We start from the raw sequence: 24,328 nt of genomic DNA on the forward strand, positions 1-24,328 counted from the left end.
TATAGAAATAATAGACATTTTCTCATTATAGAGTTCACTATATAAAATACTAAATAATTTTTTATAATAGCCTTATCTTTTTATTTTCTCTGCTTAATTCTTTTACTAATTTTCTTGCATTTATAAATAATTAGTAAATAATAGCAATTAATATGTATAACTATTTGAAACCTAATATTTCAACTATATTCATAAAATATCTTATATAACAAGTTTTGTAGGCTAATATCTTACAATATATATTAAACATATATAAAAACCTAGCAATAATGCTAGGTTCTATATTAATCATTTATATATTTTTTCGTAATATCTATTAGTCTTCTTGTTTGATGTTCAATTGCAGCTTTTACATCATTTACTATTTGATCATCTTCACCCTTTTGAGTTGCTGTTACTCCGTAAGGATTTCCACCTTGAGCATAAATTGAATCATCTGTATAACCAGTAGGAACTATTATTGATCCCCAGTGCATAGCAGAAGTATAAATTGCACGTATCGTATGCTCTTGTCCACCATTGTTATTTTTTGCTGATGCAAAAGCAGTTACAAATTTATTAACAAGTTTGCCACTAGCCCAAACTCCTCCCAGTGAGTCAATAAAATCTTTCATTTGACTTGATATATTACCAAATCTAGTTGGGGTTGAAAATATAATCGCATCTGCCCATACTAAATCTTCTGGTTTTGCAATATCAATATTTTCTGTTACTTTAATAGTTTTATCCCATGGTGAGTTTGCTATAACATCTGAAGTATCTCTAAGTTCTTTAACTTTTAATAGTTTAACTTCAGCTCCATGTTTTTCTGCTTCTTCTTTTGCAATAGATGCCATTTTATAATTAACTCCTGTTTGAGAGTAAAAAACTATAGCTAATTTTATTTTTTCCATAACCATATCCTTTCTGTATTCATTAAACTAAAGTACATAGATTAAATACCCAAATTTTATTAATATTATTTACTTTGTTTTTACATAAAAAAAGTAGGACAAAATCCTACTAATTTTTTATCCTACCACTATATTTAATATTTTTCCTGGAACGTATATTATTTTTCTAATTTCTTTTCCATCTAAATGATTAAAAATATTGCTATCTGATTTTGCTGCACTAATTGCATCTTCTTCGCTAGCTTCCATAGCCATTAGAACTTTGCCACGCATTTTTCCATTAATTTGAACTGGCATTTCAAATTCATCTAAGACTAATTTTTTCTCATCATAGCTTGGCCATGTTGTTTGATTTAGCATACCGTCAAATCTTGCTAGTTCCCACAATTCTTCAGTTAAGTGAGGAGCTACTGGATTTAAAAGTATAAGATATGTTCTAAAATCAGCTTTAGTAATTTTACCTATTGATCTCATTTCATTAGACAGTGACATCAAGCTTGCAATAGCTGTATTAAATTTAAGATTTTCATAATCTTCAGATACTTTTTTAATTGTTTGATGGATTGATACTTCTAAATCTTTCGAATATTCTTCTCCATCTTCAACTAAATCGAGCATATTATAAACGCGCTCTAGGTATTTTCTACATCCACGTACACCTTCATCTGACCATATAGCAGTTGATCCAAAATCACCTATAAACATTTCATAAGTACGAAGTGTATCCGCTCCATAATCACGAATAATATCATCGGGGTTTACTACATTTCCTCGAGATTTACTCATTTTTTGATGATCTTCACCTAAAATCATACCATGGCTAGTTCTTTTTTGATAAGGTTCTTTAGTAGGTACAACTCCTAAATCATAAAGAAATTTGTGCCAAAATCTTGAATAAAGCAAATGAAGTGTTGTATGCTCCATTCCTCCATTATACCAATCTACTGGACTATAATAATTTAATGCTTGATCACTTGCGATAGCTTCATCATTGTGTGGATCCATATATCTTAGATAATACCAAGAGCTTCCTGCCCATTGTGGCATAGTATCTGTTTCTCTTTTTGCAGGTCCCCCACAAACTGGGCAAGTTGTATTTACAAAATCTTTTATTTCTGAAAGTGGAGACTCTCCAGTTGCTGTTGGCTCATAAGTATCTACTTCTGGAAGCATTATAGGTAGTTCGCTTTCATCTACTGGATTCCAACCATGCTCTTCACAGTAAACCATCGGAATTGGCTCTCCCCAATATCTTTGACGAGAAAATACCCAGTCACGGAGTTTAAAGTTTGTTGTAGCTTCTCCTAGATTATTTTCTTCTATATACTCTATAGATTTTTTCTTAGCATCTGCTACATTTAATCCATTTAAGAACTCTGAATTTATAGAATTACCTTTGTTTATATCTGTAAGTGGTAATTCTTCTTTATTTGCTGTTTCATAAACAGGAATAATTGGCATATCAAAAGTTTTTGCAAATTCATAATCACGGCTATCATGAGCTGGAACTGCCATTATAGCACCTGTTCCATAGGACATTAAAACATAATCTGAAACCCAAATAGGAATTTCTTTTCCAGAAAGTGGATTTATAGCTGATATTCCATCAAGCATAACTCCAGTCTTATCTTTATTTAATTCTGCTCTTTCAAAATCGGATTTTTTGCGAGCCTCTTCTTGGTAAGATAAAACATCTTGATAATTTTGGATTTTTTCTTTATAATCTTCTAAAATTGGGTGTTCTGGAGAGATTACCATATAAGTCACGCCAAATATTGTATCTGGTCTTGTTGTGTAAACCGTAAGCTTTTCATCAACTTCTTTTAGATTAAAGTTTACATTTGCTCCATTAGACCTACCAATCCAATTTATTTGTTGTGCCTTTATCCTATCTTCGAAATCAACTTCATCTAAATCATCTATTAGTCTATCAGCATATTCTGTAATTTTTAGCATCCATTGATTTTTCATCTTGTGCACAACTTCAGTTCCGCATCTTTCACACTTGCCATCAACAACTTCTTCATTAGCAAGCCCTACTTGGCAAGATGGACACCAGTTTACACTCATTTCATTTTTATAGGCTAAACCATGTTTATATAATTGGATAAAAATCCATTGACTCCATTTATAGTATTCGGGATTAGTAGTATTTATTTCTCTATCCCAATCAAAAGAAAAACCTATAGATTTTAATTGACCTTTAAAATTCTTGATATTATCTTCAGTTACCTTTGATGGATGAATTTTATTTTTTATAGCATAATTTTCAGTTGGCAATCCAAAAGCGTCCCAACCCATTGGATATAATACGTTGTATCCTTCAAGTCTACGTTTTCTAGAAACCACATCTAAGGCGGTATATGGTCTTGGGTGACCAACGTGAAGACCTTGCCCTGAAGGATAAGGAAATTCTACTAAAGCATAATATTTTTCCTTGTCATGGTCTATTTCACTATGGAATGTTTTATTTTCATCCCATATTTTTTGCCATTTTTTTTCAATAGCGTTGGGATTATATTCTGGAATATTAGAAATATTATCTGTCATTTTTTCTCCTAGTTTTGGTTTGATAGTGCATTTACGTATCTTGGATAAGCAATTACGTCACGAATATTTTTCATACCTGTTACATACATTACAGCTCTTTCAAAACCTAATCCAAATCCTGAGTGTACAACTGTACCAAATCTTCTTAAATCTAAGTAATTTTGATAGTCCTCTTCTTTTAGACCATTTTCCTCAAATGATTTTAAAAGCTCGTCAATATTTTCTTCCCTTTGGGAGCCACCTATTAATTCACCAACACCTGGCACAAGCATATCAAAAGCTGCTACAGTTTTGCCATCTGCGTTTCTTTTCATATAGAAAGCTTTAATATCTTTTGGATAATCTGTTACAAATACTGGACCGTTTACAATTTCTTCTGATAGATATCTTTCATGTTCTGTTTGTAGATCCATACCCCATTCGACTGGGAATTCAAATTCTTTTCCACTCTCTTGTAATTTTTCGATTGCTTCAGTATATGTTACTCTTGCAAAATCTTTATTCCTTACTTGATCAAGTCTATCAAATAATTCTTCATCTATAAATTTATTGAAAAATTCCATCTCATCTTTATTATTTTCTAGCAAGTAATCAATAATGTATTTAATCATATCTTCTGCAACATCCATAGCTTGATTATAATCTGCAAAAGCCATTTCTGGTTCTAGCATCCAAAATTCTGCAGCATGACGTGGTGTGTTAGAAACTTCAGCTCTAAATGTAGGACCAAAAGTATACACATCACCAAAAGCTAGAGCATAATCTTCTGCTTCCAATTGACCAGAAACTGTTAGATATGCTTTTTTTCCAAAGAAATCTTTATTGTAATCTACATTACCTTCTTCTGTCATTGGTGCCTCATTAGGGTCTATTGTTGTTATATTAAACATTTCTCCAGCACCTTCTGCATCAGAACCTGTTACAATTGGTGGATTTACATATAAAAATCCACGTTGTTGAAAAAATTGATGGAGAGCAAATGCTAGAGAGCTTCTTACTTTAAAAACAGCTCTATATGTATTGGTTCTTGGACGAAGATGAGGAATAGTTCTCATATATTCTAAAGTTTGTCTTTGTTTTTGGATAGGAAATTTTTCTGAAGATTCACCTAAAACTTTAATTTCATTTGCTTGTATCTCGTATGGTGTTTTATTATTACCTGTTGCAACCAATTTACCTTTTACTGCTAAGCTAGTTGATAAAAATTGGTGAGAAAGTTCATCATAATCTGAATAATCTGCTCCTACTACAACTTGTAAATTTTTGAAAGTACTACCATCATTTAGTTCGATAAATCCTACATTTTTGCCAAATCTAGAATTTCTTATCCAACCATTAACTTCTACTTCCTGATCTACATACGAATCAATATTATTTAAAATTTCTCTAATCTTCATTAGTTTCATCCTTCCTTTTTTTAAGTTTTTCATTAAGTTCTTTTTCATAGCCTATATCAAGGGCTTGGTAAAATTTCTCTCCTACAAAATCATCTGGCAGATAAGATTGATCTACATATCCGCCAAATGAATGCGGATATAAGTATTTGTCATGAATTAAATTCTTACTTCCAGAATAATGAGAATCTTTTAATTTATTAGGTACTTCTCTATCTTTATTTTCTCTAACAAATTTCATCGCCTTATCAATCGCTAAATATGTTGAATTACTTTTATCAGCAAGAGATAAATAGGTTACAGTTTGAGATAAAATTATGCAAGCTTCTGGCATACCTACATTATTTATAGCATCAAAGGTATTTGTTGCAAGTACCAAGGCATATGGATCTGCATTCGAGATATCTTCTGATGCAAAAATAATCATACGTCTTGCTATAAATTTTATATCTTCACCAGATTCTAACATTTTAGCTAAATAATAAACAGCGGCATCAGGATCTGATCCTCTCATTGACTTTATAAAAGCAGAAATAGTATCATAATGCCTGTCGCCTTTTTTGTCATAGATAGCAATCTTTTTTTGTATAGAATTCTCAATTGTATCTTTGCATATATTTATTTTACCATCTTTCTCATTTTCTGAAAATACAGCAATTTCTAGAGCATTTAAAAGAGCTCTGCTATCTCCATTAGAATATTTTATAAGTGTATCTTTTGCGTCAGCATCTAATGAGACATTTTTATTTTTTAATATAGTATCCTTATCTAAAGCCAAATTTATTAAACTATTTAATTCATTATTATTTAAAGATTTTAGCTCAAATACATACATTCTCGATATTAAGGCTTTGTTAACCTCAAAATATGGATTTTCTGTAGTTGCACCTATTAATATGATTGTAGAGTCTTCAACAAAAGGTAAAAGATAATCTTGCTGAGATTTGTTAAATCTATGGATTTCATCTATAAACAAGATTGTTTTTTTATTCTCGTATTTTAAATTATCCTTTGCAATTTCTATTTTTTTCTTAACATCAGAAATTCCACTAGAAACTGCGGAGAGTTCTTCAAAATCCATATTTGTTGATGCTGAAATTATTTTTGCAAGAGTAGTTTTGCCTACACCTGGGGGTCCATAAAAAATCATAGAGTAAATCCTATCGGCCTTTATCATACGATTGATTATCTTACCCTCACCTACTAAATGCTCTTGACCAATATAGGTCTCTAAAGATTTTGGCCTAAGCCTATCAGCTAAAGGTGCAGATTTTTCTAATTCTCTTTGTTTATTTAGTTCAAATAAGTCCATATTAGCCTTTCTAGTATAAAAAAAGATGCAGCAAAAGTACAATTACTGCTCTTCGCTGGCATCTTTCTTATCTCTTAAATTAACAATTTCATTATAAAATGAATCGACATCTTTGAATTCTCTATAAACTGAAGCAAACCTCACATATGCCACAGGATCTAAATCTTTTAGTTCATCCATGACAAGCTCTCCAATATAGGTCGACGTAACTTCTTTTTTGCCTGTATGGTTTATTTTAATTTCCACATTTTTAGCTACTTGCTCAATTTCATCCAGAGACACGGGTCTTTTTTGACAGCTTTTTACTATACCATTTATGATTTTAGATGGATCATAGGCTTCCCTGGTTTCATCTTTTTTTATAACCATCAGGGTAATATTTTCATAGCGTTCATAGGTTGAAAATCTTTTACCACAATCCTCACACAATCTTCTACGTCTTATAGCTGTATCATCTTCAGTGGTTCTTGAGTCGAGTACCTTTGTGTTAGTTGAATGACAATACGGCCATTTCATATTATTTTAAGAAATCTGGTAGATCTATATCATCAAATGGATTTGATTTCGCTTTTTTTTCTTCTGCTGGGCGAGCTGGTCTTGGTTGTGATTCGTATTCAGATCTAGAGTTTCTAGTTGGAGCATTCATCTCGCTTGATCTAGAAGATGGTCTACCTTGATTATCAAATCCTGTTGCAATAACTGTAATTTTGATTTCATCTCCCATAGATTCGTCAGAACCAACACCAAATATGATATTTGCATCTGAGTCTATGTTATCACGTATTAGCTCAGCAGCTTCATTTGCTTCCATTAATCCTACCTCTGCAGCTGTTACGTTAAGAAGAACAGCCTTAGCACCTTCAATTGAGGTTTCAAGTAGTGGTGAGTTAATAGCAGCTTTTGCAGCATCTACTGCTCTGTTTTCTCCACTAGCTCTGCCTATACCCATGTGGGCAATGCCTTGATCAGACATTATTGATTCAACATCTGCAAAGTCAAGATTAATAACATTTGGTATAGCAATTAGTTCTGAAATACCACTTACCGCATCCATTAATACTTGGTCTGCAAGTTTAAAGGCATCTACCATTGATGTTCTTTTTTCAACAATTTGTAATAATCTATCGTTTGGAATGGTGATAAGTGTGTCTACATTTTCTTTTAATCTTTCGATACCAGCTTCTGCTTGAGATTGTCTTTTCCTACCTTCAAATGTAAATGGTTTTGTTACAACACCTACTGTTAGGATGTCCATATCTTTTGCAACACCTGCTACAACTGGAGCAGCACCTGTACCTGTACCGCCTCCCATACCAGCTGTTATAAACACCATGTCAGCACCTTTTAGGGATTCAGTAATATCATTTTTTGATTCTTCCGCTGCTTTTTCTCCAACAGTTGGATTTGCGCCAGCACCTAGACCTCTAGTAAGTTTTTCACCAATTTGTAGTCTTAAATCAGCATTTGATTCTTGTAGAGTTTGTAAATCTGTATTTACTGCTACAAATTCTACTCCTGATAATCCATTATCTCTCATGCGGCTAATAGCATTATTTCCACCGCCACCAACTCCAATAACTTTTATTTTAGCTAAAGAGTTGTCATCCATTTCCATGTTAATGTTCGCCATATTTTCCCCCGTGTTCTAGTTTCTTTTTAATTAATGATTTAGATTATCACTATATGAATCAGGACTTACTTTTACAACAGGATTTTTCCCATTATCTAAATCTATTTCTGTAATAGTTATAGATTTTTCCCTGGCATCATTTAGTATATTATCTAAAATTTTTAGTTTATAGTCTATGTCGTTCAAATCTCCGAATTTCACATCTATATCATTTATCATTATACCAATTTGAGTTTTATTTTCCAAATTTAATTGCTTGATATCGTTAAAATATGAAAATCTTTGGATAGATTTTATAAAGTTTAAACTTGCTTGTGAACTAGTAAAATTTTCACCAATTTCTTTTCTAAGATTTGCTCCATTTATTTCTTTGAGCAAAGATTTGTCGAACTCTCCTATATCCTCCCCTAAAAAAACACCTGTATTTGATATATATAAATCTTTGCCATCGGCATTTTGAAAAAATAAAGGATAATTCTCTTCTACAATTATACTTAATAAATTAGGAAAAACTTTCTTTATACTTGCACTTTCTATATATGGTAGTTTTGTTATATTAGGTTCTTGATCTTTTGTGTCATAAAACAATATATTTTCTCCAATAGGATTTCCTATTTGACCAATAATTTCAGAATCAGCACTTATATTATTACCTGTAATATATATTTGTGAAATTTTCATATAAGAATGTGCATATGCACTATATAATATTGAAGCAATAGCTAGTATAACTAGTACCAAAACATATGACTTACTAAAAAATTTTTTGTTCTTTTCCTTACTATGTTTTTTTGCTATATACTTTTTATTTACGGTTCTGCCGTCTTTTTTTAAATATCTATCATCATTAGAATTTTGCATATCATTTCTCTATTAGTTCTAAAACAAGTTTTAAAATAGCATCACTAGCACCGTCTTGAGCTAATTTCCCGCTATTTTGTCCCATTTCTTTTAATTTTTCTTTATCATTTATAATACTAATTATATTATTATATAAAATTTTACCGTCAAGATCTTTTTCTAAAATCATCAATGAAGCATTATTTTTTACATAAGTTTCAGCATTGTACTGTTGATGATTTTCTGTTGTGTATGCTTTTGGTATTAGTATAGATGGTTTTTTGACACTTGAAATCTCAGAAAGACTCATTGCACCGCTTGAAGCAATTACCAAATCGCTTACAGCATAAAATAGATCAATATTATCTATATAAGGGAATACTTTTAAATATTTATTATCTGGTAAATCTTCTAAAAATTTATCATAATTTTTTTTGCCAGTTTGATGCAATAAGTAAAAATCTCCTTTTAGCTTTTCTGCCATTTCCTTTACAGCTTTATTCATTGAATATGATCCATTGGATCCACCAAAAGAAAATACTACTGGTAGATTTTTATCTATGCCAAGTTTATCTAAATCCTCATTATTATAAGTACTTACAAAGTTATTTCTTACAGGATTTCCAGTAACAACTATATTGTCTTTAAATTTAAAGTGTTTGATTGCTTCTGCATATGATATACATACATAATCAACCTTTTTTGATAAGTATTTTGATGTCTTTCCTGGATAAGAGTTAGATTCGTGGATAATGGTTGGCACTTTTAGCTTGGCTGCCTGGTAAATTATCGGTCCACAAACATAACCGCCAGTACCTATTGCAATGTCTGGTTTAAATTCATTTATTATTTTCCTGGCCGCTTTAAAACCTCTCATATTTTTAGAAAGAGATTTAAAAAGCCTTCTGTTAATTTTTCTTGGCATTCCCATGCCTTCAATCGGCTCAAATTTATAGCCATATTTTTTTGCAATGGCTTCTTCAGGTCCGCCTTTTATCCCTACATATAAAATATTTACATCATTAATATTTTCTTGGATTTTTTGGGCGATTGCTACTGCTGGATATATATGACCACCAGTGCCTCCTCCTGAAATAATTACATTCATTTTATCATTCCTTTATATTTTTCTATTTTTTCCTTAAAGTCATTGCCTCTTATTTCATAGGACTTATACATGTCCCAGCTAGCACTTGCTGGTGATAAGAGTATTACATCATTTTTTTCTGCATTTTGACAAGCTAATCTTGCTGCATGATCCATATCATTAGCTAAAATATAATCAATATTTTCTAATTCGCAAATGGCTCTCAATTGTTCTTTAGTTTCACCTATAATTATCATCAATTTGCCATTTTCTTTAAACGCTTTTACATAATCACTATAGTCTATTTTTTTATCATAACCACCAGCGATAATTATGATGGGCTCAGAAAATGATTTTATTGCTTTTACCGCACTATCCACATTAGTAGCTTTTGAATCATTGTAAATTTTTACTCCATTTATTTCATTAACAAATTCTAGTCTATGTTCTATAGAAACAAATGTTTTTGCTGCTTTGGATATTGCTTGAAAATCAAGTCCATATAAGTAACATTCGAGCATAGAAGCCATTAGATTTTCATAATTATGAGTACCAATTATTTTTAATTCATTTGTATTTAGCACTTCTTTCTTACTTTTTTCATCTATATAATAAATTATATTTTTATCTATATAAAGTCCATTTTTAACTGGGCCTAGTGATGAAAATTCATAAATATTTGCTCTAAAATTGTCTTTGTTTCTTTGTAAAATCTCATCGTTTTTATTTATAATTAAATAGTCATTTTTATTTTGGTTTTTAGCTATATTTAATTTTGACAAAATATAATCATCAAAATCTCCATGCCAGTCTATATGATCTGGACTAATATTTAAAATACTTGCTATATGAGGATGAAATTTATATGTATTTTTTAATTGGAATGAAGAAAGTTCTTCGACAAATATTACATCATGCTTATACATTTGCCATAAAATTCCCTCACCAATATTACCGACAGAAATTGCATCTATACCTGACTGATTTAAAATATGTGTAACCATAGAAGTGGTAGATGTTTTTCCATTTGTTCCAGTGATTGATAGAAAAATCTTATTTGGAAATAATCTATAGGATAATTCTATATCACTTATTATTTCATATTTTTCAGCAAGTTTTAATAACGTATCATCACTTGGCTTTATACCAGGAGATTTTACCACATATTCAAAATCATAATCTGTCAAATCTGAAAGAGAAAGAGGGCTATAATTATAGCCCTTTAATTGATCTATTTCTTTTTTATTTTTATCATAAGTATAAACATCATATCCTTTTTTCGCCAAAGTTTTAACTGTTGATATGCCACTTACACCTAATCCATAAATTAATACTTTTCTCATAATATTGCCACCAATGTTATTAAGCATAATAGTACAGAAACTATTGAAAATGCTGAAACTATTTTAGGTTCTTTGTATCCTTTCAATTCAAAATGATGATGAATCGGAGTCATTAAAAATACTCTTTTTTTGTTACGGTGTCTGTAGGATAAAACTTGAATAATAACTGATAAAGTTTCCATTACATAAACTCCACCAAAAATTACAAGATATATAGGAATTTTTTCTATTATTGCAAGTGCAACAATAGCACCTCCTATTGCCATCGATCCAGTATCTCCCATAAAAACTGAAGCTGGATTGGTATTAAAATATAAAAATCCTAGTAAACTTGCAAACAATATAACAGAAAATAATCTAGTAGAATCTGTTGTCGCTAATAAAAATAAGCAAATAGCTACTGGTAAACTAACACTTGTTGCCAGACCATCAAGACCATCTGTTAAATTCACTGCGTTTGTAGTTCCTACTATAATAAATACTAAAATAGGGAATCCGAAAAAGCTTACATGTAAAGGATAATTAGAAAATGGAATAGTTAGATATGTAATACTCTCATTATCATTTACATAAGCTAAAACTGTTACTAAAATAGCAAGACCAAATTGTAAAATAATTTTTTCATTTGGTTTCAATCCTTCTGATTGCTTTAGTACTAATTTTCTAAAGTCATCTATAAATCCAATAGCACCATAACCTATAAATGAAATTAATATAATCGCTGTGCTCATATTAAAAGGAACATAAATAAGTGTCATCAATAGTGCAGATATTAAAAATATAATCCCCCCCATAGTTGGTGTTCCAGCTTTTTGATAGTGACTTTTAGGACCTTCTTTTCTAATATTTTGACCAACTTTCATATTTTTTAAAATTGGTAAAATTACATAACCTAAAATTATTGTTGTAATAATGCTTACAATAGTTATTTTAAATATATCATTCATATTAATTATCTATTCTTTCTGCTCCGTCTTTTTCGTATACCATTCCTAGTTCTTCTAAAGCATACCTTTGTATACGGTTTAAGTCTACAGTATCTTCAAGTTTTGCATTTAATCTATCTCTTTTTAGCTCTTGAGAAATAGTTTCGCTTGCTAAATTTTTATACTGATCACGTTTTGCAAGTAACTCATTTCTAGTAGTAAAAGTAAAATATCCTAGGCTTAGTACGATAGCAAAAGTTAGAAAAGATAATATAGCTTTAAATCGCTTATCTTTTTTCTGTTGAATCTTCATTTGATTTTTTCTACTGTACTTAGGGTTTTCTTTTGCCTTAAATCTCTTTCTATTGTGATTATTATTTTTTCTTGAATCTACTTTTTCTATTCTTTCCGCCATATTAAATCCTCTTACATACTCTAAGTTTGGCGCTTTTTGCTCTAGAGTTTTCTTTCAGTTCTTTTTTACTTGCAGTGATTGGTTTTTTTGTGATAATTTTTACCTTTGCCTTATGATTGCATACACAAACTGGTAAGTCCGGTGGGCATATACAATCTTTTTCTAATTCTTTAAAAGTATTTTTAACTATACGGTCTTCTAGAGAGTGGAAACTAATTACGCATAATCTAGCGTCTTTATTTAGATAGTCTATAACTTTTTGTAATGTCTTTTCTAAAACTTCTAGTTCTCTATTGACTTCAATCCTTAGTGCTTGAAAAACTCTTTTCTCTGGATGAACTTCCTTAGTTTTAACTGATTTGTTTACTAAATCTCTTAGCTTGAAAGTAGTATCTATTCGCTGTTTATTTCTAGTTTCTACAATATTTCTAGCTATAGTTTTAGAAAATCTTTCTTCACCATATTTAGAAAAAATCTCTTGAAGTTCATCCAAAGAATATCCGTTTACGATTTTTTCTGCTGTTAACTCATTATTGGCATCCATTCTCATATCTAAAGGTCCATCGTGCATATAAGAAAAACCACGTTGTGCATTATCTATTTGATATGAGCTGACACCTATATCCATCAAAGCACCATCAATTTTACTAATTTCTAGCTGATCTAAAACCTTATCTATATCTTCAAAATTACTTTTTATAAAAGTAACATTAGGATAATCAGACAGATTTTTTTTTGCGGCATTTAACGCATCTTGATCTTGATCTAGGGCTATCAGTCTACCATTTTCTGATAATTTTTCTAAAATTCTTTTACTGTGTCCACCTTTTCCTAAAGTAAGATCTACATAAATTCCATCAGGTTTTATATTCAAATTTTCTATTACTTCATCAGCTAGTACTGATATGTGATTAAATTCCATACTAATCATCCATTATATCGGATAAATTCACCTCAACTTCATTTATATATTCTTGCCATAAATCTAAATCCCATATTTCTATAGTAAGATTATTTCCAATAATCATGGCTTCACTTTCAATATGGGCATAGTCTCTTAAATTTTTATTTAGTAAAACCCTGCCTTGTTTATCAAAACTAGTTTTTATAGTGGATGAAAAAAACAATCTCTTTATAGCTCGATTTTTCTTATTTTCATTAACAAGTTCATCAAGTCTTAAACTTTGCCTTTCAAACTCATCCTTTGTATATATGACTAATGAGTTTTCGGGTCCTTTTGTGATATAAAATTCCTCGCCTAAGTCATTGCGAAATTCACTAGGTATCATTATTCTATTTTTAGAATCTAATTTGTGTGTGAATTCACCTAAAAACAACTTTTTACCACCTTAAACCACTTTAATCCACTTTATAATCATTTTATACTATATATAGTAAAAAATCAAACAAAAAAACCGGTCTAATTTGACCGATTTATCATAATTAAAACTTATTAAATTGTTGATATTATTGAAATCTAATGATGTTTGCTTCTTTTTCTTTATCAGACTTTTTAGGTCTAAAATAAGGTGGGAGATTTTTTTTATTAGACCATACTAGTAGTATTGCCCCCCCTAATATAAATACTATGGATATTAGTTGAGCTGTTCTAATTGGTCCCCAATATAAAGAATCTGTTCTAAGTCCTTCTACCAAAAATCTTAATATTCCATAGGCTATAAGATATAATGAAGTTATTTTTCCTTTATTTGGATTTTTCTTAATAGCATTTATTAATATTAGAAAAATTATAATGTCGCCTATAGATTCATATAAAAATGTAGGGTGTACTTTTTGACCATCAATTATTATTCCCCAAGGAAGATCTGTAGGTCCTCCGTGAGCTTCTTGATTCATAAAGTTTCCCCAACGACCAATGCCTTGACCTAAAGCCAATGATGGCACTAGCATATCTGTCATATCTAAGAAAGGAACATTTTTCTTTTTTCCATATAAATAGAGGGCTAAAGATCCAAAAATTATTCCACCGTGAATAGCTAATCCTCCGCCTCTAATGTTTAAGATTTGTCCTGGATTTTGTGAATAATAATCCCATTCGAAAAGTACATACCAAAATCTAGCACCTAAGATGCCAATTGGTATTATTACAAATAATACATCATATATAAAGTCTTCATCAAAACCACGTCTTACAAACTCTTTTTTTGCAAAGTATGTTCCAAGTAGCATACCCGCAATTATAATTAAGGCATACCAGCGGATTTCTATACCAAATACAGAAAAGGCTACTGGATCAAAATTAAATTCCATTATTCTTCCTCGTTAGGTGCATCCCAGTTGGTGTAAACTTCCTGAACATCATCATTGTCTTCTAGAGTATCTATTAATTTTTCTAATTTTCCGTGATGCTCGCTAGCAACTTCTATATCATTTTGAGCAATATAGGAGATATCTGATCTTTCTACTTTATAGCCAGCATTTTTTAAATTTTCTACTGCATCGTTAAATGCTTCAATACTTGTTATAGCTTCAAAGAACTCTTTTTCTTCTATAACATCATCTGCACCTGCTTCTAAGGCATCCATCATAAATTGATCAAAATCTTTATCAGCATTGTTTACTAATATTTCTCCTTTATGGTCGAACATAAACATTACTGATCCATCTGTACCTAGATTTCCTCCATTTTTATCAAATGCATGACGTACATCAGGAGCTGTCCTTTGAACATTATCTGTAAGACAGTCAACTATTACTGCAACCCCACCTGGACCGTATCCTTCGTAAATAATCCTTGAATAATTATCTCCAGCACCTTCTCCACTAGCTTTTTTTATAGCCCTATCTATATTATCATTTGGCATATTGTCTGCTTTTGCTTTGTCTATTGCTTGCTTTAAAGCTGGGTTATAATCTGGATTATCTCCACCTTGTCTAGCTGCTACAGTTATATTTCTAGCATGCTTTGTAAAGATTTTACCTCTTCTAGCATCTTCACTTCCTTTTTTATTTTTAATTTTGCTCCACTTATTATGTCCTGACATAAATCCTCCTATTCACTAAATAGCATTACCGCTTCTTTATTTAAAATATTTATATTACCACTGGTCAAATTGATTAGTTCAGACTCTGTTTTTTTAAAGTCCTCTTCTTTTATATACAATGTTTCTTTTACTTTGTCTGTATATTCCTTATCTATAACTTTAAAATTATTTTCATTTATATAATTTTCAATAATGCCCAGTAATTCATAAGAATGAATTAATTCTACTACAAAAAATGGTCTTTTGTAAATGATATTATTTTCTAATGTTTCACTTACTCCCCTACCATAAGCTCTCACTAGCCCACCTTTTCCTAATAGTTTACCGCCAAAATATCTTGTCACTACTACACAAATATTTGTAAGATCTACTTTTTCTAGAACTGAAAGCATTGGTAAACCAGCCGATCCTTTAGGCTCACCATTATCATTATATCTTTTTATTAATGGTGTTTCATTGATTATAAAAGCTGTACAATTATGGCTTGCATCTTTATACTTTTCAGAAATTTCTTCTATAAATTTATTGGCTTCTTCTTCATTTTCTACATGAGATATTGTAGTTATAAACTTTGATTTTTCTTCTTCAAATTCACTTCCTATAGTGCCTTTTACAGTTTTATAAGCTTTGGATATATTTTCCATATTTTTTCATATCCTCGATTGAAATTTCAAATTCTATATTTGTGCCATTTTCATCATAGTCTGTATTTAATATATCATAATTTGTCATCATATAATCTAGTATATCACCATCTTTAAATGGTATGTGCATAGTTACTTTTTGATAATTGACCTTTATAATACTTACAATTTTTTCTTTTAACTTTTCTAAATCTTCATCATTTTTTGCAGAAATATATATTCTCTCCTGATCACGTTTAAAAAGCTTTACATCCAGTTCATTTTCAACTTTATCTATTTTATTAAATACATAAAGAATATCTTTATCAGATGTTTCAATATCAGCTATAGCTTTTTGTATTGCATTAATCTGATGCTCGATATTATGACTTGAATCTATAACTATTAAAAGCATATCCGCAAATCTTATTTCATCTAATGTAGTTAAAAATGAATCGTTTAATTCAGCTGACAGATTATCAATAAATCCTACCGTATCTGTAAGTGTTACTTTGGTATTTGCAAAGTCAAGTCTTCTTGTAGATGTATCTAGAGTTGCAAAAAGCAAATCATCAGAATATACAAACTTCTCTTGTCCATATAAATACATCATCCCGTTTAAAATTGTGGACTTACCAGCATTTGTATAGCCTAAAAGAGATATATTTGTAATGTTTTTTCTTGCATTTCTATTTATTCTTTTCGTTTTTTCTATATCTTTTAGTTGTCTTTCAAGAGATTTTATATCACGAACCACAGCACGTCTATCTATCTCAAGCATTGTTTCACCAGGACCTCTTGTACCAATACCACCTGCTTGTCTGGATAGATAAGAAAACCATTTATTTAATCGTGGTAACTGATATTTTAATTGAGCTAATTTTATTTTTAGTCTGCTTTCCTTTGTGTGAGCCCTTTGGGCAAATATATCTAATATTAAACTAGTCCAATCGACTACATGGATTTTTAATTTTTCTTCCAAATTATATAATTGACTGGCTGACAGTTCTACATCAAAAATAACTGTTTTTACATCAAGTTTTTCTGCTAAGTCTTTTATTTCAGCTACTTTGCCACTTCCTATATAATATCTAGGATTTACTTTTTCTACTACTTGGCTAACATAAGCCACAGTATTTCCACCAGCAGTATTTATTAATGATTCTAGTTCATATATTTTATTTTCTTCATCATCGTCTCTTTTTAATACATTTACTTGTATAACTTCTTGCATAAACTCCCTTTCTTTTGTTAATTATACGACTTAGTTAAAATTTATAAAGAATACACATTATGGATTAAATCACAAAAAAATGATAAAATGAATTAATAAAATGTATAAATTTAAATTCAATATAATTTAGGAGGAATGATGGCTAAAAAAATCACCTCTATGGTACTAAAACTTATTTTAATAGTTTTATTAATATTAATGTCAATTGGCGTGGTTATGGCTGGTCTTAGCGGCGGAGCAATACTTGAGGTTATGAAAACAGCTCCAAAAATTGACGCTAATATTATAAAATATGAAATGAGTCAAAACTCTACTATAGTTGATGAAGACGGAAAAGAAGTTGACTCTATTGCCACAAAAGAATACAGGGAAATAGTCGATTATGATAAAATTCCCGAAAATCTAAAACATGCTTTTGTTGCTGTCGAAGATGAAAGGTTTTACAAACACCCTGGTCTTGACCCACAATCTATAATTGGCTCTGCCATAGAAAATTTTAGGGCTGGTGGCATAGTTCGTGGTGGTTCTACTATTACTCAACAATTGGCTCGTAATACTTATCTAAATAATGACCAAACATATCAAAGAAAAATTAGAGAAATATATTTAGCATTAGAAATAGAAAAAAATCTAGACAAAGATGAAATTTTGGGAGCATACTTAAATCGTGTATTTATGGGACAAAACTCATATGGAGTACAAGCTGCTGCAAAAACTTATTTTGACAAAGATGTTTCAGATTTAAATCTAGCCCAATGTGCAGCCCTTGCAGGAATTGTACAATCTCCTTCAGAAAATTCTCTTTATAAGGCTATTAAAGTCAGTGAAGTAACTGATCAAAAAGTTTTAGGAGAATTTACTATAGAAGGCGAAAAATACGCGGCAGTATTTAATCCTGCACCTTTTGAAAGAGAAAAATATGTTTTAGACAAAATGCTAGAACATGGTTATATCTCAAAAAAAGAATACAAAGATGCCAAAAACTTTGACGTAGCTTCTTCGATAGTTCCAGCAGAGAGAACAAATACTGAAATAGCAAGTTATTTTAACTCTCTACTTGAAAAGCAAGTTGTAAACAAACTTATGGAATTATATAACATGAGTGAAAATCAAGCTTGGGATAGACTCTATTATGGTGGGCTTAGAATAACAACAACTATAGATCCTGATATGCAAAAACAACTTGAAAATATATATGCAGACTTTTCCTCATATCTAATTGGAGATACATCTGGATGGAGTTCCGCTCCCCTACTTGATTTAAAATATGATGATTATGGAAATATTATAAATAGTAAGGGTAATTTAATTTACTATAGTAAGGCAAATTTATTAAATGAAAATAATGATATAAGGTTACGCAATGACGAAGCATGGTTTGATGAAGATGGAAATATTGTATTATCTACAAACAAAGCATATCTTGATCAAACAAATTTGATGTTTAGAGATTATTATTCACTTGATGATCAAAATAAAAATTTACGCACCCATAAAACAGGATATATTTCCTTTAAGACAAACGATGATATTAAACTCGATGATAATGATAATATAGTTATTTCTAAAGAATATTTAGAAAAAAATCCTAAACTCTTTACTTATTACGATGATGAAACATTCTCCATAAATAAAGACTTTTACGATATAGATTTAAACGGAGTTATCCAACCCCAAGCTTCCACAGTTGTAATGGACCACGAAAATGGGCACATAAAAGCTATAATGGGAGGACGTGATCAAACTGGTACAAGGATTTTAGATAGAGCATCTTCAATACCTCGTCAACCAGGTTCAGCCATTAAACCAATTGCTACTTATACTGCAGCTTTGGACAATGGTTTTAATCTAGCAACAGGTGTAGATGATGTTCCTTTATTAATGAATGAAGATGATGAACCTTGGCCAAAGAATGTTTATAATTATTATGAAGGTGTAGTGCCTATTAGAAAAGCTATTGAAAGATCTATAAATACTATCGCTGTTCGTACTTTAAATGAAGTAGGTATAGAAACTAGTATAGATTACCTAAAAAACTTTGGAATCATAAAAGAAAATGGTAATGACAACTTTGTAAGTGCATCAGAAAATAATCAAACAAATGATGAGAATTTAGCCGCACTAGGTGTTGGTGCAATGACTCATGGTTTGACCAATCTTGAAATGACTGCAGCCTATGCAGCTCTAGCTAATAAAGGTGAATATAATGAACCACTTACATTTTCAAAAATAGAAGATTCAACAGGCAAAGTTTTATTTGATGACAAGGATATAGTCAAACATAAAGTAACCAGTGAAGAAACAGCATATCAAATGACTTCTGCACTACAATCAGCAGGAGAAAGCTATGGTAATATTTACTTAAACGGTACCGATTTTGCAACAAAAACTGGTACAACCGATGATTATGTTGATTTCTGGTGTATGGGTTATACCCCTTATTACACAGTGGGAATTTGGATGGGTGCTGATGATCAAAGTATCAGAATGAACGGTACATCAATCCAAAGGGCAGCTTTAATGTGGAATACCATAAATAATCAAATATTAGACGGATATGAAACAAGAACATTTGAAAGACCTGAATCAATTGTAGAAATGAAAGTAGACACAATGAGTGGTAAACTTCCAACAGAACTATCATATATGGATCCTAGAGGTACCGTAATAACAGAAATATTTGGACCTGATAATAAACCACGTAAAGAAGATGATGTGCATACTTTAGTATCAATAGATACCAGAAATAATCTATTGGCATCTGATGTAACTCCAAGTTGGGCAGTTGCTCAAGTTTCATATTTAAAACCAAAAAGTAATTATATTCCAAAAGAATTCAACGATATTTATCCAAGAGATTGGAAGTATAGAGCTCCAACTGAATATTCAGATTTAATTTATGTTGCTCCATTACCAAAAATAAACACTGATTATACAGACGAACAAAAAGAAAATGATGAAGAAGATGATAACAACACAGAAAATCCAGAAGCAGCTGATAGTCCAGATGTAGACAAAAATAAACAAACTACTCCTGACTCACCAAGCTCGCAAAATGAAAATGAATCTTCTAGAAATAATAGATAAAAAACCAAGCTAGTTACATCCTAGCTTGTTTTTTTATAATTTTACTTTATGAAATCTCAAAAAAATCAGGGCTTAACAAGCCCTGATAGTCATTTTAGTATTTTTTTGTCTTATTCGAATGGTTATTAGATTTATTACTGTTTTTTGTAATAAGTCCTATAATCCATAATAATAAGCAAGCGCCAATTACTGCCCATAAAATTTGAAGACCTGTATTAGGTGCAGATCCATTAGCAAATGCTGCATTATATATCCAGCCTCCAATTATTGAACCTACAATACCTACAATAATATTCGCTACTGAACCCATTTGAGCATCTTTACCCATTATCATGCTTGCAATCCATCCTGCAAGAGCACCTAGGATAAGTGTCATTATAAATCCTTGTGTTGAAAACATATTTACTCCTTTCATTTTCTAAAATAATCTGGTAATAAAACATAAATTATTACAATATATATATTCCCTATTTTATTCTATTTAAACAATAATCTAACATAGTCCCTAATATCTTCTCTCTTGTGGTATAATAATTTTGAGGTGAAGGCCATGAATGATATTACAATTTTAATAATAGAAGATGAGAAAAAAATTTCTACAATAATGAAATCATATTTCGAAAAAGAAGGTTATAGGGTATTTCAAGAATTTGATGGACAAGAAGGTCTAGATACGTTTAATAAAGAAAACATAGATTTAGTTATTCTAGACTTGATGCTACCAAAAATACCTGGTGAAGAAGTTATAAAAGAAATTAGAAATCAATCAGAAGTACCTGTTATAATGGTTTCTGCAAAGGTTGAAGAAAATAACAGAGTTGATGGACTAAGACTTGGTGCTGATGATTATGTAACCAAACCATTTTCTCCAAAAGAGCTTGTAGAAAGAGTTAAAGCTGTTTTACGACGTATAGAAAAATACAATATACCTAGAGCAGACATTATAAAAACTAGTGATGGCAGATTAGAGATGGATCTTGAATATAACAGAATATTCAAAGATGGCAATGAAATACTACTAACTAAAAATGAGTTTCAAATTCTAAAAACTCTTTTTACAAATCCAAATAAAATATACTCTAGAGATGAAATTATAGAGCAAACTTTCGGATATGATTATGATGCTTACGATAGAGCCATAGACACTCATATAAAAAATATCCGCTCAAAAATTGAAGATAATCCAAAAAAACCTATGTATATCAAAACTATTTATGGAATGGGTTATAAATCAGGCGGGATAGATGATTACATTAAAGAGTAAAATAATCAGAAACTTTACCGCAGGCATATTATCCTGCGTTTTAGTTTTTTCTATTTTAGTAACTTTACTTGTCACATCTAGCTATATCGAACTTATAAAAGAAAATGCCGACTCAAGGCCAGATCAAGTTGCTACTTGGTTTAAGAAATTTAATAATGATCCTGCTTTTACAAAAAAAGATATGCAGGATGGTTTAGATAATCTAGCAAAAAATTTGGAAGTAGATATTTATTTTCAAAATTTAAATGGTACTATTTCTTATCCGGCCTATGGAAGAAATAAAAATAATCCGTTAAGAAAAGATGAAAAAGTATTTTCTGTTTATAATATTAACAGAAATAGAAGGTCAGGTACCCTACATATTATTTATAATGCAGATCCTGAACCAGTGCGAAAATTACAAAGAGATTTTTCTAGGGCAATAGTTTATTCTCTTAGTATTTCACTTCTTATAGGTATTATCATTTCAATAATATTATCAGAAAATATATCAGAACCTATAATGATTATAAGTGATGAAACTATAAATCTTAAAGATGGTAATTATAAAATTGATGATAGAATAAGTGATATTAAAGAAATAGAAACTTTGCAGACAAATATTAATTATCTTTCTAATAACTTACAAAAACAAGAAGAAATCAGAAAGCAGTATGCTCAAGATATTTCTCATGAGCTACGCACTCCCCTAACTAATTTACAATTATATATTGAAGCAATAAAAGATGGAGTAATAGAACCTGATGAAAACACAATGTCCGTTCTATTAGAAGATGTAAATAGATTAGAAGGACTTATAGAAGGATTGAAAAAAACTTTTGACCAAAATGTAGAACATTTAGAATTAAAAAAAGAAGATTTTAACGCATCTGAACTAACAGAAAGTATTGTACAAAGCTTTAGAGCTAGTGCTGGCTACAATAATATAAAAATAAATACCTATATTCAAGAAGACATCAATTTTTATTCTGACTATGATAAGTATAGTCAAATACTACAAAATCTTATTTCAAATGCTATAAAAGCAATTGGCAAAGATGGAGAAGTGGATGTTTATTTAAATGCAGATAATGAAAGTATTACTCTACGAGTTGCCGATAATGGTGTAGGCATAGCAGAAGATAAAATCGAACGAATATTTGATAGATTTTATCGAATAGAAGATTCTAGAAATACAAAAGAAAATGGTCATGGATTAGGGCTTTCTATTACAAAAAACTTTGTAGATGCTCTAGATGGTAAGATAAGTGTAGATTCACAACTAAATGTAGGAACAACATTTATTCTTACATTTATTAGATAAGGGTTAAAATTATGGCAAGAAGACATTCCAGTAAATCAAAAAGATCTAATAGATCTAAAAGTGCTACTAGAAATCTAAATAATAAATCATACTCTTCGAGTAGAAAAAGAGCCCAGCAAAAAAAGATAAAGAGGAAAAAAAAATATAGAAGAAGGCGCATTGTTTTAGCTATAATAGCCCTTCTTATCTTATCCTTTTTAGTAAATATAACAATAAACGCAATAAATAGATATAAAATAATGGGATATCCAGATTTTCGAGATGAAGTTTTAGAAGATATGGGGAAAAGTGTATTTATAGCTTCTTCAGAAGGCAGAAGCTTGAGTACAGCAGAAAAAGTAACCGATTTTGATGAGCTTTACAAAACTATAAAAAGAAACTATGCAGTAGATAATTTGAATAAAGAAGATTTTGAGAATTTTATAAGCGAATATAGCAACTATAGAAAGAGAGTCTATAGCTCAAAAACTGATCAAGAATACTTTCAATTATTAGAAAAATACTTAGATATCCTAAATGACAACAGAACATTTATCTTAGATAAAGAAACTTATGATAATCTTTTTGAATACTATAGAAAATCTAATGATAGTATGAGAAAATCAGTTTTAGAAAATCCTCAAGCTGTTGATAGGTACAAAAGGTTAATCACATCCAGCAATATAAAAACACCATCTATGAATGCAAATATAGAAGCTGACGGAGTACTAAAGATAAGCTTAGAGGACTTTAAGCCAAACGAATTTGATAATGATTTAGAAACTATAGTAGATATATTTTTAAAAAATCCTCCTATTACAACAATAATCCTGGACTTATCAAATAATGATTCTATAGATGACGTTTATAGAAATAAACTATTAGAAGTTTTATTAAACGAAAATTATACAGAAAATAATTTGATATTTTATAGAGGTAAACTTGCTAGTCGCACTTTAGATAATATAAAAAATGATCAAGATGATTACGAGAAAACAGCAAGTGTAAAAAATATAGCTGATAAATATAGTCAAGAAATTGAAAAAATAGATTTAAATGATTATATGTATTATGATGAAGTTAGTTTAAATATTAATAAAAATCCAGATTTCTCAAATAGAAAGATATATGTACTCACAAATGAACAAACAGCTAATGAAGCTATAAAGTTAGCTGATATTCTTCAAAAAAATGGAGCATATATAGTGAAAAACGGTTTTGATAATCAGCCTACTTCAAAAGACATTATTTATAACTTTAGATCAGATCTTTATACTTTAAATCATTCCGGTCTAGTAATTAGTATAAATAGTGCCTACAGCAAAGATGAAAAAAAATTATCATTATCATATGATCAAAAAATAAATTCAAAAGATCCAATAAAATCTATACTTAGTATAATTAATTAAAAAGTAACTAGCAATGAACTAGTTACTTTTTTTA

General features: G+C 30.2%; 22 protein-coding genes. 4 read left to right on the forward strand and 18 right to left on the reverse strand.

Annotated features, from left to right (window positions below; genetic code table 11):
• Nucleotides 1-284: 284 nt before the first annotated feature.
• The 17 genes from wrbA to hflX form a co-directional block, all read right to left on the reverse strand.
• A complete protein-coding gene (gene wrbA, locus DY249_RS03940; protein ID WP_115595253.1) occupies nucleotides 285-893 on the reverse strand; it encodes an NAD(P)H:quinone oxidoreductase in 609 nt (202 codons plus the stop codon).
• A 117-nt stretch (nucleotides 894-1,010) separates the two neighbouring features.
• On the reverse strand, nucleotides 1,011-3,422 hold the full coding sequence (gene leuS, locus DY249_RS03945; RefSeq protein WP_115595965.1) for a leucine--tRNA ligase: 2,412 nt from the start codon (nucleotides 3,420-3,422) through the stop codon (nucleotides 1,011-1,013).
• 29 nt (nucleotides 3,423-3,451) lie between these two features.
• The gene (gene asnS / locus DY249_RS03950) at nucleotides 3,452-4,840 is read right to left on the reverse strand and encodes an asparagine--tRNA ligase (RefSeq protein WP_115595967.1); all 1,389 of its coding nucleotides are present in this window, start codon (nucleotides 4,838-4,840) and stop codon (nucleotides 3,452-3,454) included.
• Nucleotides 4,830-6,149: a replication-associated recombination protein A gene (locus DY249_RS03955; RefSeq protein WP_115595966.1), complete on the reverse strand. Its 1,320-nt coding sequence runs from the start codon at nucleotides 6,147-6,149 to the stop codon at nucleotides 4,830-4,832. Before DY249_RS03955 ends, asnS begins: the two co-directional genes overlap by 11 nt.
• A 42-nt stretch (nucleotides 6,150-6,191) precedes the next feature.
• A complete protein-coding gene (gene nrdR, locus DY249_RS03960) occupies nucleotides 6,192-6,665 on the reverse strand; it encodes a transcriptional regulator NrdR (RefSeq protein WP_115595254.1) in 474 nt (157 codons plus the stop codon).
• A gap of 1 nt (nucleotide 6,666) precedes the next feature.
• On the reverse strand, nucleotides 6,667-7,779 hold the full coding sequence (gene ftsZ / locus DY249_RS03965; protein WP_101540502.1) for a cell division protein FtsZ: 1,113 nt from the start codon (nucleotides 7,777-7,779) through the stop codon (nucleotides 6,667-6,669).
• A 30-nt stretch (nucleotides 7,780-7,809) separates the two neighbouring features.
• Entirely contained in the window at nucleotides 7,810-8,640 is an 831-nt protein-coding gene (locus DY249_RS03970) for a cell division protein FtsQ/DivIB (protein WP_115595255.1), read from the reverse strand.
• 1 nt (nucleotide 8,641) lies between these two features.
• Complete coding sequence (murG, locus tag DY249_RS03975; RefSeq protein ID WP_101540500.1) at nucleotides 8,642-9,727, reverse strand: undecaprenyldiphospho-muramoylpentapeptide beta-N-acetylglucosaminyltransferase; 1,086 nt, start codon at nucleotides 9,725-9,727, stop codon at nucleotides 8,642-8,644.
• Complete coding sequence (murD, locus tag DY249_RS03980) at nucleotides 9,724-11,049, reverse strand: UDP-N-acetylmuramoyl-L-alanine--D-glutamate ligase (protein WP_115595256.1); 1,326 nt, start codon at nucleotides 11,047-11,049, stop codon at nucleotides 9,724-9,726. Before murD ends, murG begins: the two co-directional genes overlap by 4 nt.
• A complete protein-coding gene (mraY, locus tag DY249_RS03985) occupies nucleotides 11,046-11,996 on the reverse strand; it encodes a phospho-N-acetylmuramoyl-pentapeptide-transferase (protein ID WP_115595257.1) in 951 nt (316 codons plus the stop codon). The genes murD and mraY overlap by 4 nt, the downstream gene beginning before the upstream one ends.
• A gap of 1 nt (nucleotide 11,997) precedes the next feature.
• Nucleotides 11,998-12,390, reverse strand: coding sequence for a hypothetical protein (locus DY249_RS03990; RefSeq protein ID WP_101540497.1), 393 nt, complete (start codon nucleotides 12,388-12,390; stop codon nucleotides 11,998-12,000).
• A 1-nt stretch (nucleotide 12,391) separates the two neighbouring features.
• Nucleotides 12,392-13,312: a 16S rRNA (cytosine(1402)-N(4))-methyltransferase RsmH gene (gene rsmH / locus DY249_RS03995; protein WP_115595258.1), complete on the reverse strand. Its 921-nt coding sequence runs from the start codon at nucleotides 13,310-13,312 to the stop codon at nucleotides 12,392-12,394.
• Between the two features lies 1 nt (nucleotide 13,313).
• The gene (gene mraZ / locus DY249_RS04000) at nucleotides 13,314-13,727 is read right to left on the reverse strand and encodes a division/cell wall cluster transcriptional repressor MraZ (RefSeq protein WP_115595259.1); all 414 of its coding nucleotides are present in this window, start codon (nucleotides 13,725-13,727) and stop codon (nucleotides 13,314-13,316) included.
• A gap of 130 nt (nucleotides 13,728-13,857) precedes the next feature.
• On the reverse strand, nucleotides 13,858-14,661 hold the full coding sequence (gene lgt / locus DY249_RS04005) for a prolipoprotein diacylglyceryl transferase (protein ID WP_172540056.1): 804 nt from the start codon (nucleotides 14,659-14,661) through the stop codon (nucleotides 13,858-13,860).
• Nucleotides 14,661-15,395, reverse strand: coding sequence for a YebC/PmpR family DNA-binding transcriptional regulator (locus DY249_RS04010; RefSeq protein WP_115595261.1), 735 nt, complete (start codon nucleotides 15,393-15,395; stop codon nucleotides 14,661-14,663). Before DY249_RS04010 ends, lgt begins: the two co-directional genes overlap by 1 nt.
• A gap of 8 nt (nucleotides 15,396-15,403) precedes the next feature.
• Nucleotides 15,404-16,039, reverse strand: coding sequence for a YigZ family protein (locus tag DY249_RS04015; RefSeq protein ID WP_115595262.1), 636 nt, complete (start codon nucleotides 16,037-16,039; stop codon nucleotides 15,404-15,406).
• Complete coding sequence (gene hflX, locus DY249_RS04020) at nucleotides 16,014-17,252, reverse strand: GTPase HflX (RefSeq protein WP_115595263.1); 1,239 nt, start codon at nucleotides 17,250-17,252, stop codon at nucleotides 16,014-16,016. The genes DY249_RS04015 and hflX overlap by 26 nt, the downstream gene beginning before the upstream one ends.
• Nucleotides 17,253-17,390: 138 nt before the next feature.
• Here hflX and DY249_RS04025 point away from each other — a divergent pair, with 138 nt between their 5' ends.
• Complete coding sequence (locus tag DY249_RS04025) at nucleotides 17,391-20,339, forward strand: transglycosylase domain-containing protein (RefSeq protein WP_115595264.1); 2,949 nt, start codon at nucleotides 17,391-17,393, stop codon at nucleotides 20,337-20,339.
• Between the two features lie 94 nt (nucleotides 20,340-20,433).
• On the opposite strand, the gene DY249_RS04030 is transcribed toward DY249_RS04025, so the two are convergent.
• Nucleotides 20,434-20,739 (reverse strand): GlsB/YeaQ/YmgE family stress response membrane protein, encoded by a 306-nt coding sequence (locus tag DY249_RS04030; protein WP_101540489.1) that lies wholly within the window; start codon nucleotides 20,737-20,739, stop codon nucleotides 20,434-20,436.
• A gap of 150 nt (nucleotides 20,740-20,889) precedes the next feature.
• Between DY249_RS04030 and DY249_RS04035 the strand changes: the two genes are divergently transcribed.
• Genes DY249_RS04035 through DY249_RS04045 form a run of 3 tightly spaced genes read left to right on the forward strand, consistent with a single transcriptional unit; the run spans nucleotide 20,890 to nucleotide 24,294 of the window.
• Nucleotides 20,890-21,603 carry a response regulator transcription factor gene (locus DY249_RS04035; RefSeq protein WP_115595265.1) on the forward strand — a complete coding sequence of 238 codons (714 nt, stop codon included), beginning with the start codon at nucleotides 20,890-20,892 and terminating at the stop codon, nucleotides 21,601-21,603.
• Nucleotides 21,584-22,906 (forward strand): sensor histidine kinase, encoded by a 1,323-nt coding sequence (locus DY249_RS04040; RefSeq protein ID WP_101540487.1) that lies wholly within the window; start codon nucleotides 21,584-21,586, stop codon nucleotides 22,904-22,906. The genes DY249_RS04035 and DY249_RS04040 overlap by 20 nt, the downstream gene beginning before the upstream one ends.
• An 11-nt stretch (nucleotides 22,907-22,917) precedes the next feature.
• The gene (locus tag DY249_RS04045) at nucleotides 22,918-24,294 is read left to right on the forward strand and encodes a peptidase S41 (RefSeq protein WP_115595266.1); all 1,377 of its coding nucleotides are present in this window, start codon (nucleotides 22,918-22,920) and stop codon (nucleotides 24,292-24,294) included.
• The last annotated feature ends 34 nt before the right edge of the window (nucleotides 24,295-24,328 follow it).

Source organism: Anaerococcus octavius, assembly GCF_900445265.1.
GTDB classification, from domain to species: Bacteria; Bacillota; Clostridia; order Tissierellales; family Peptoniphilaceae; genus Anaerococcus; species Anaerococcus octavius.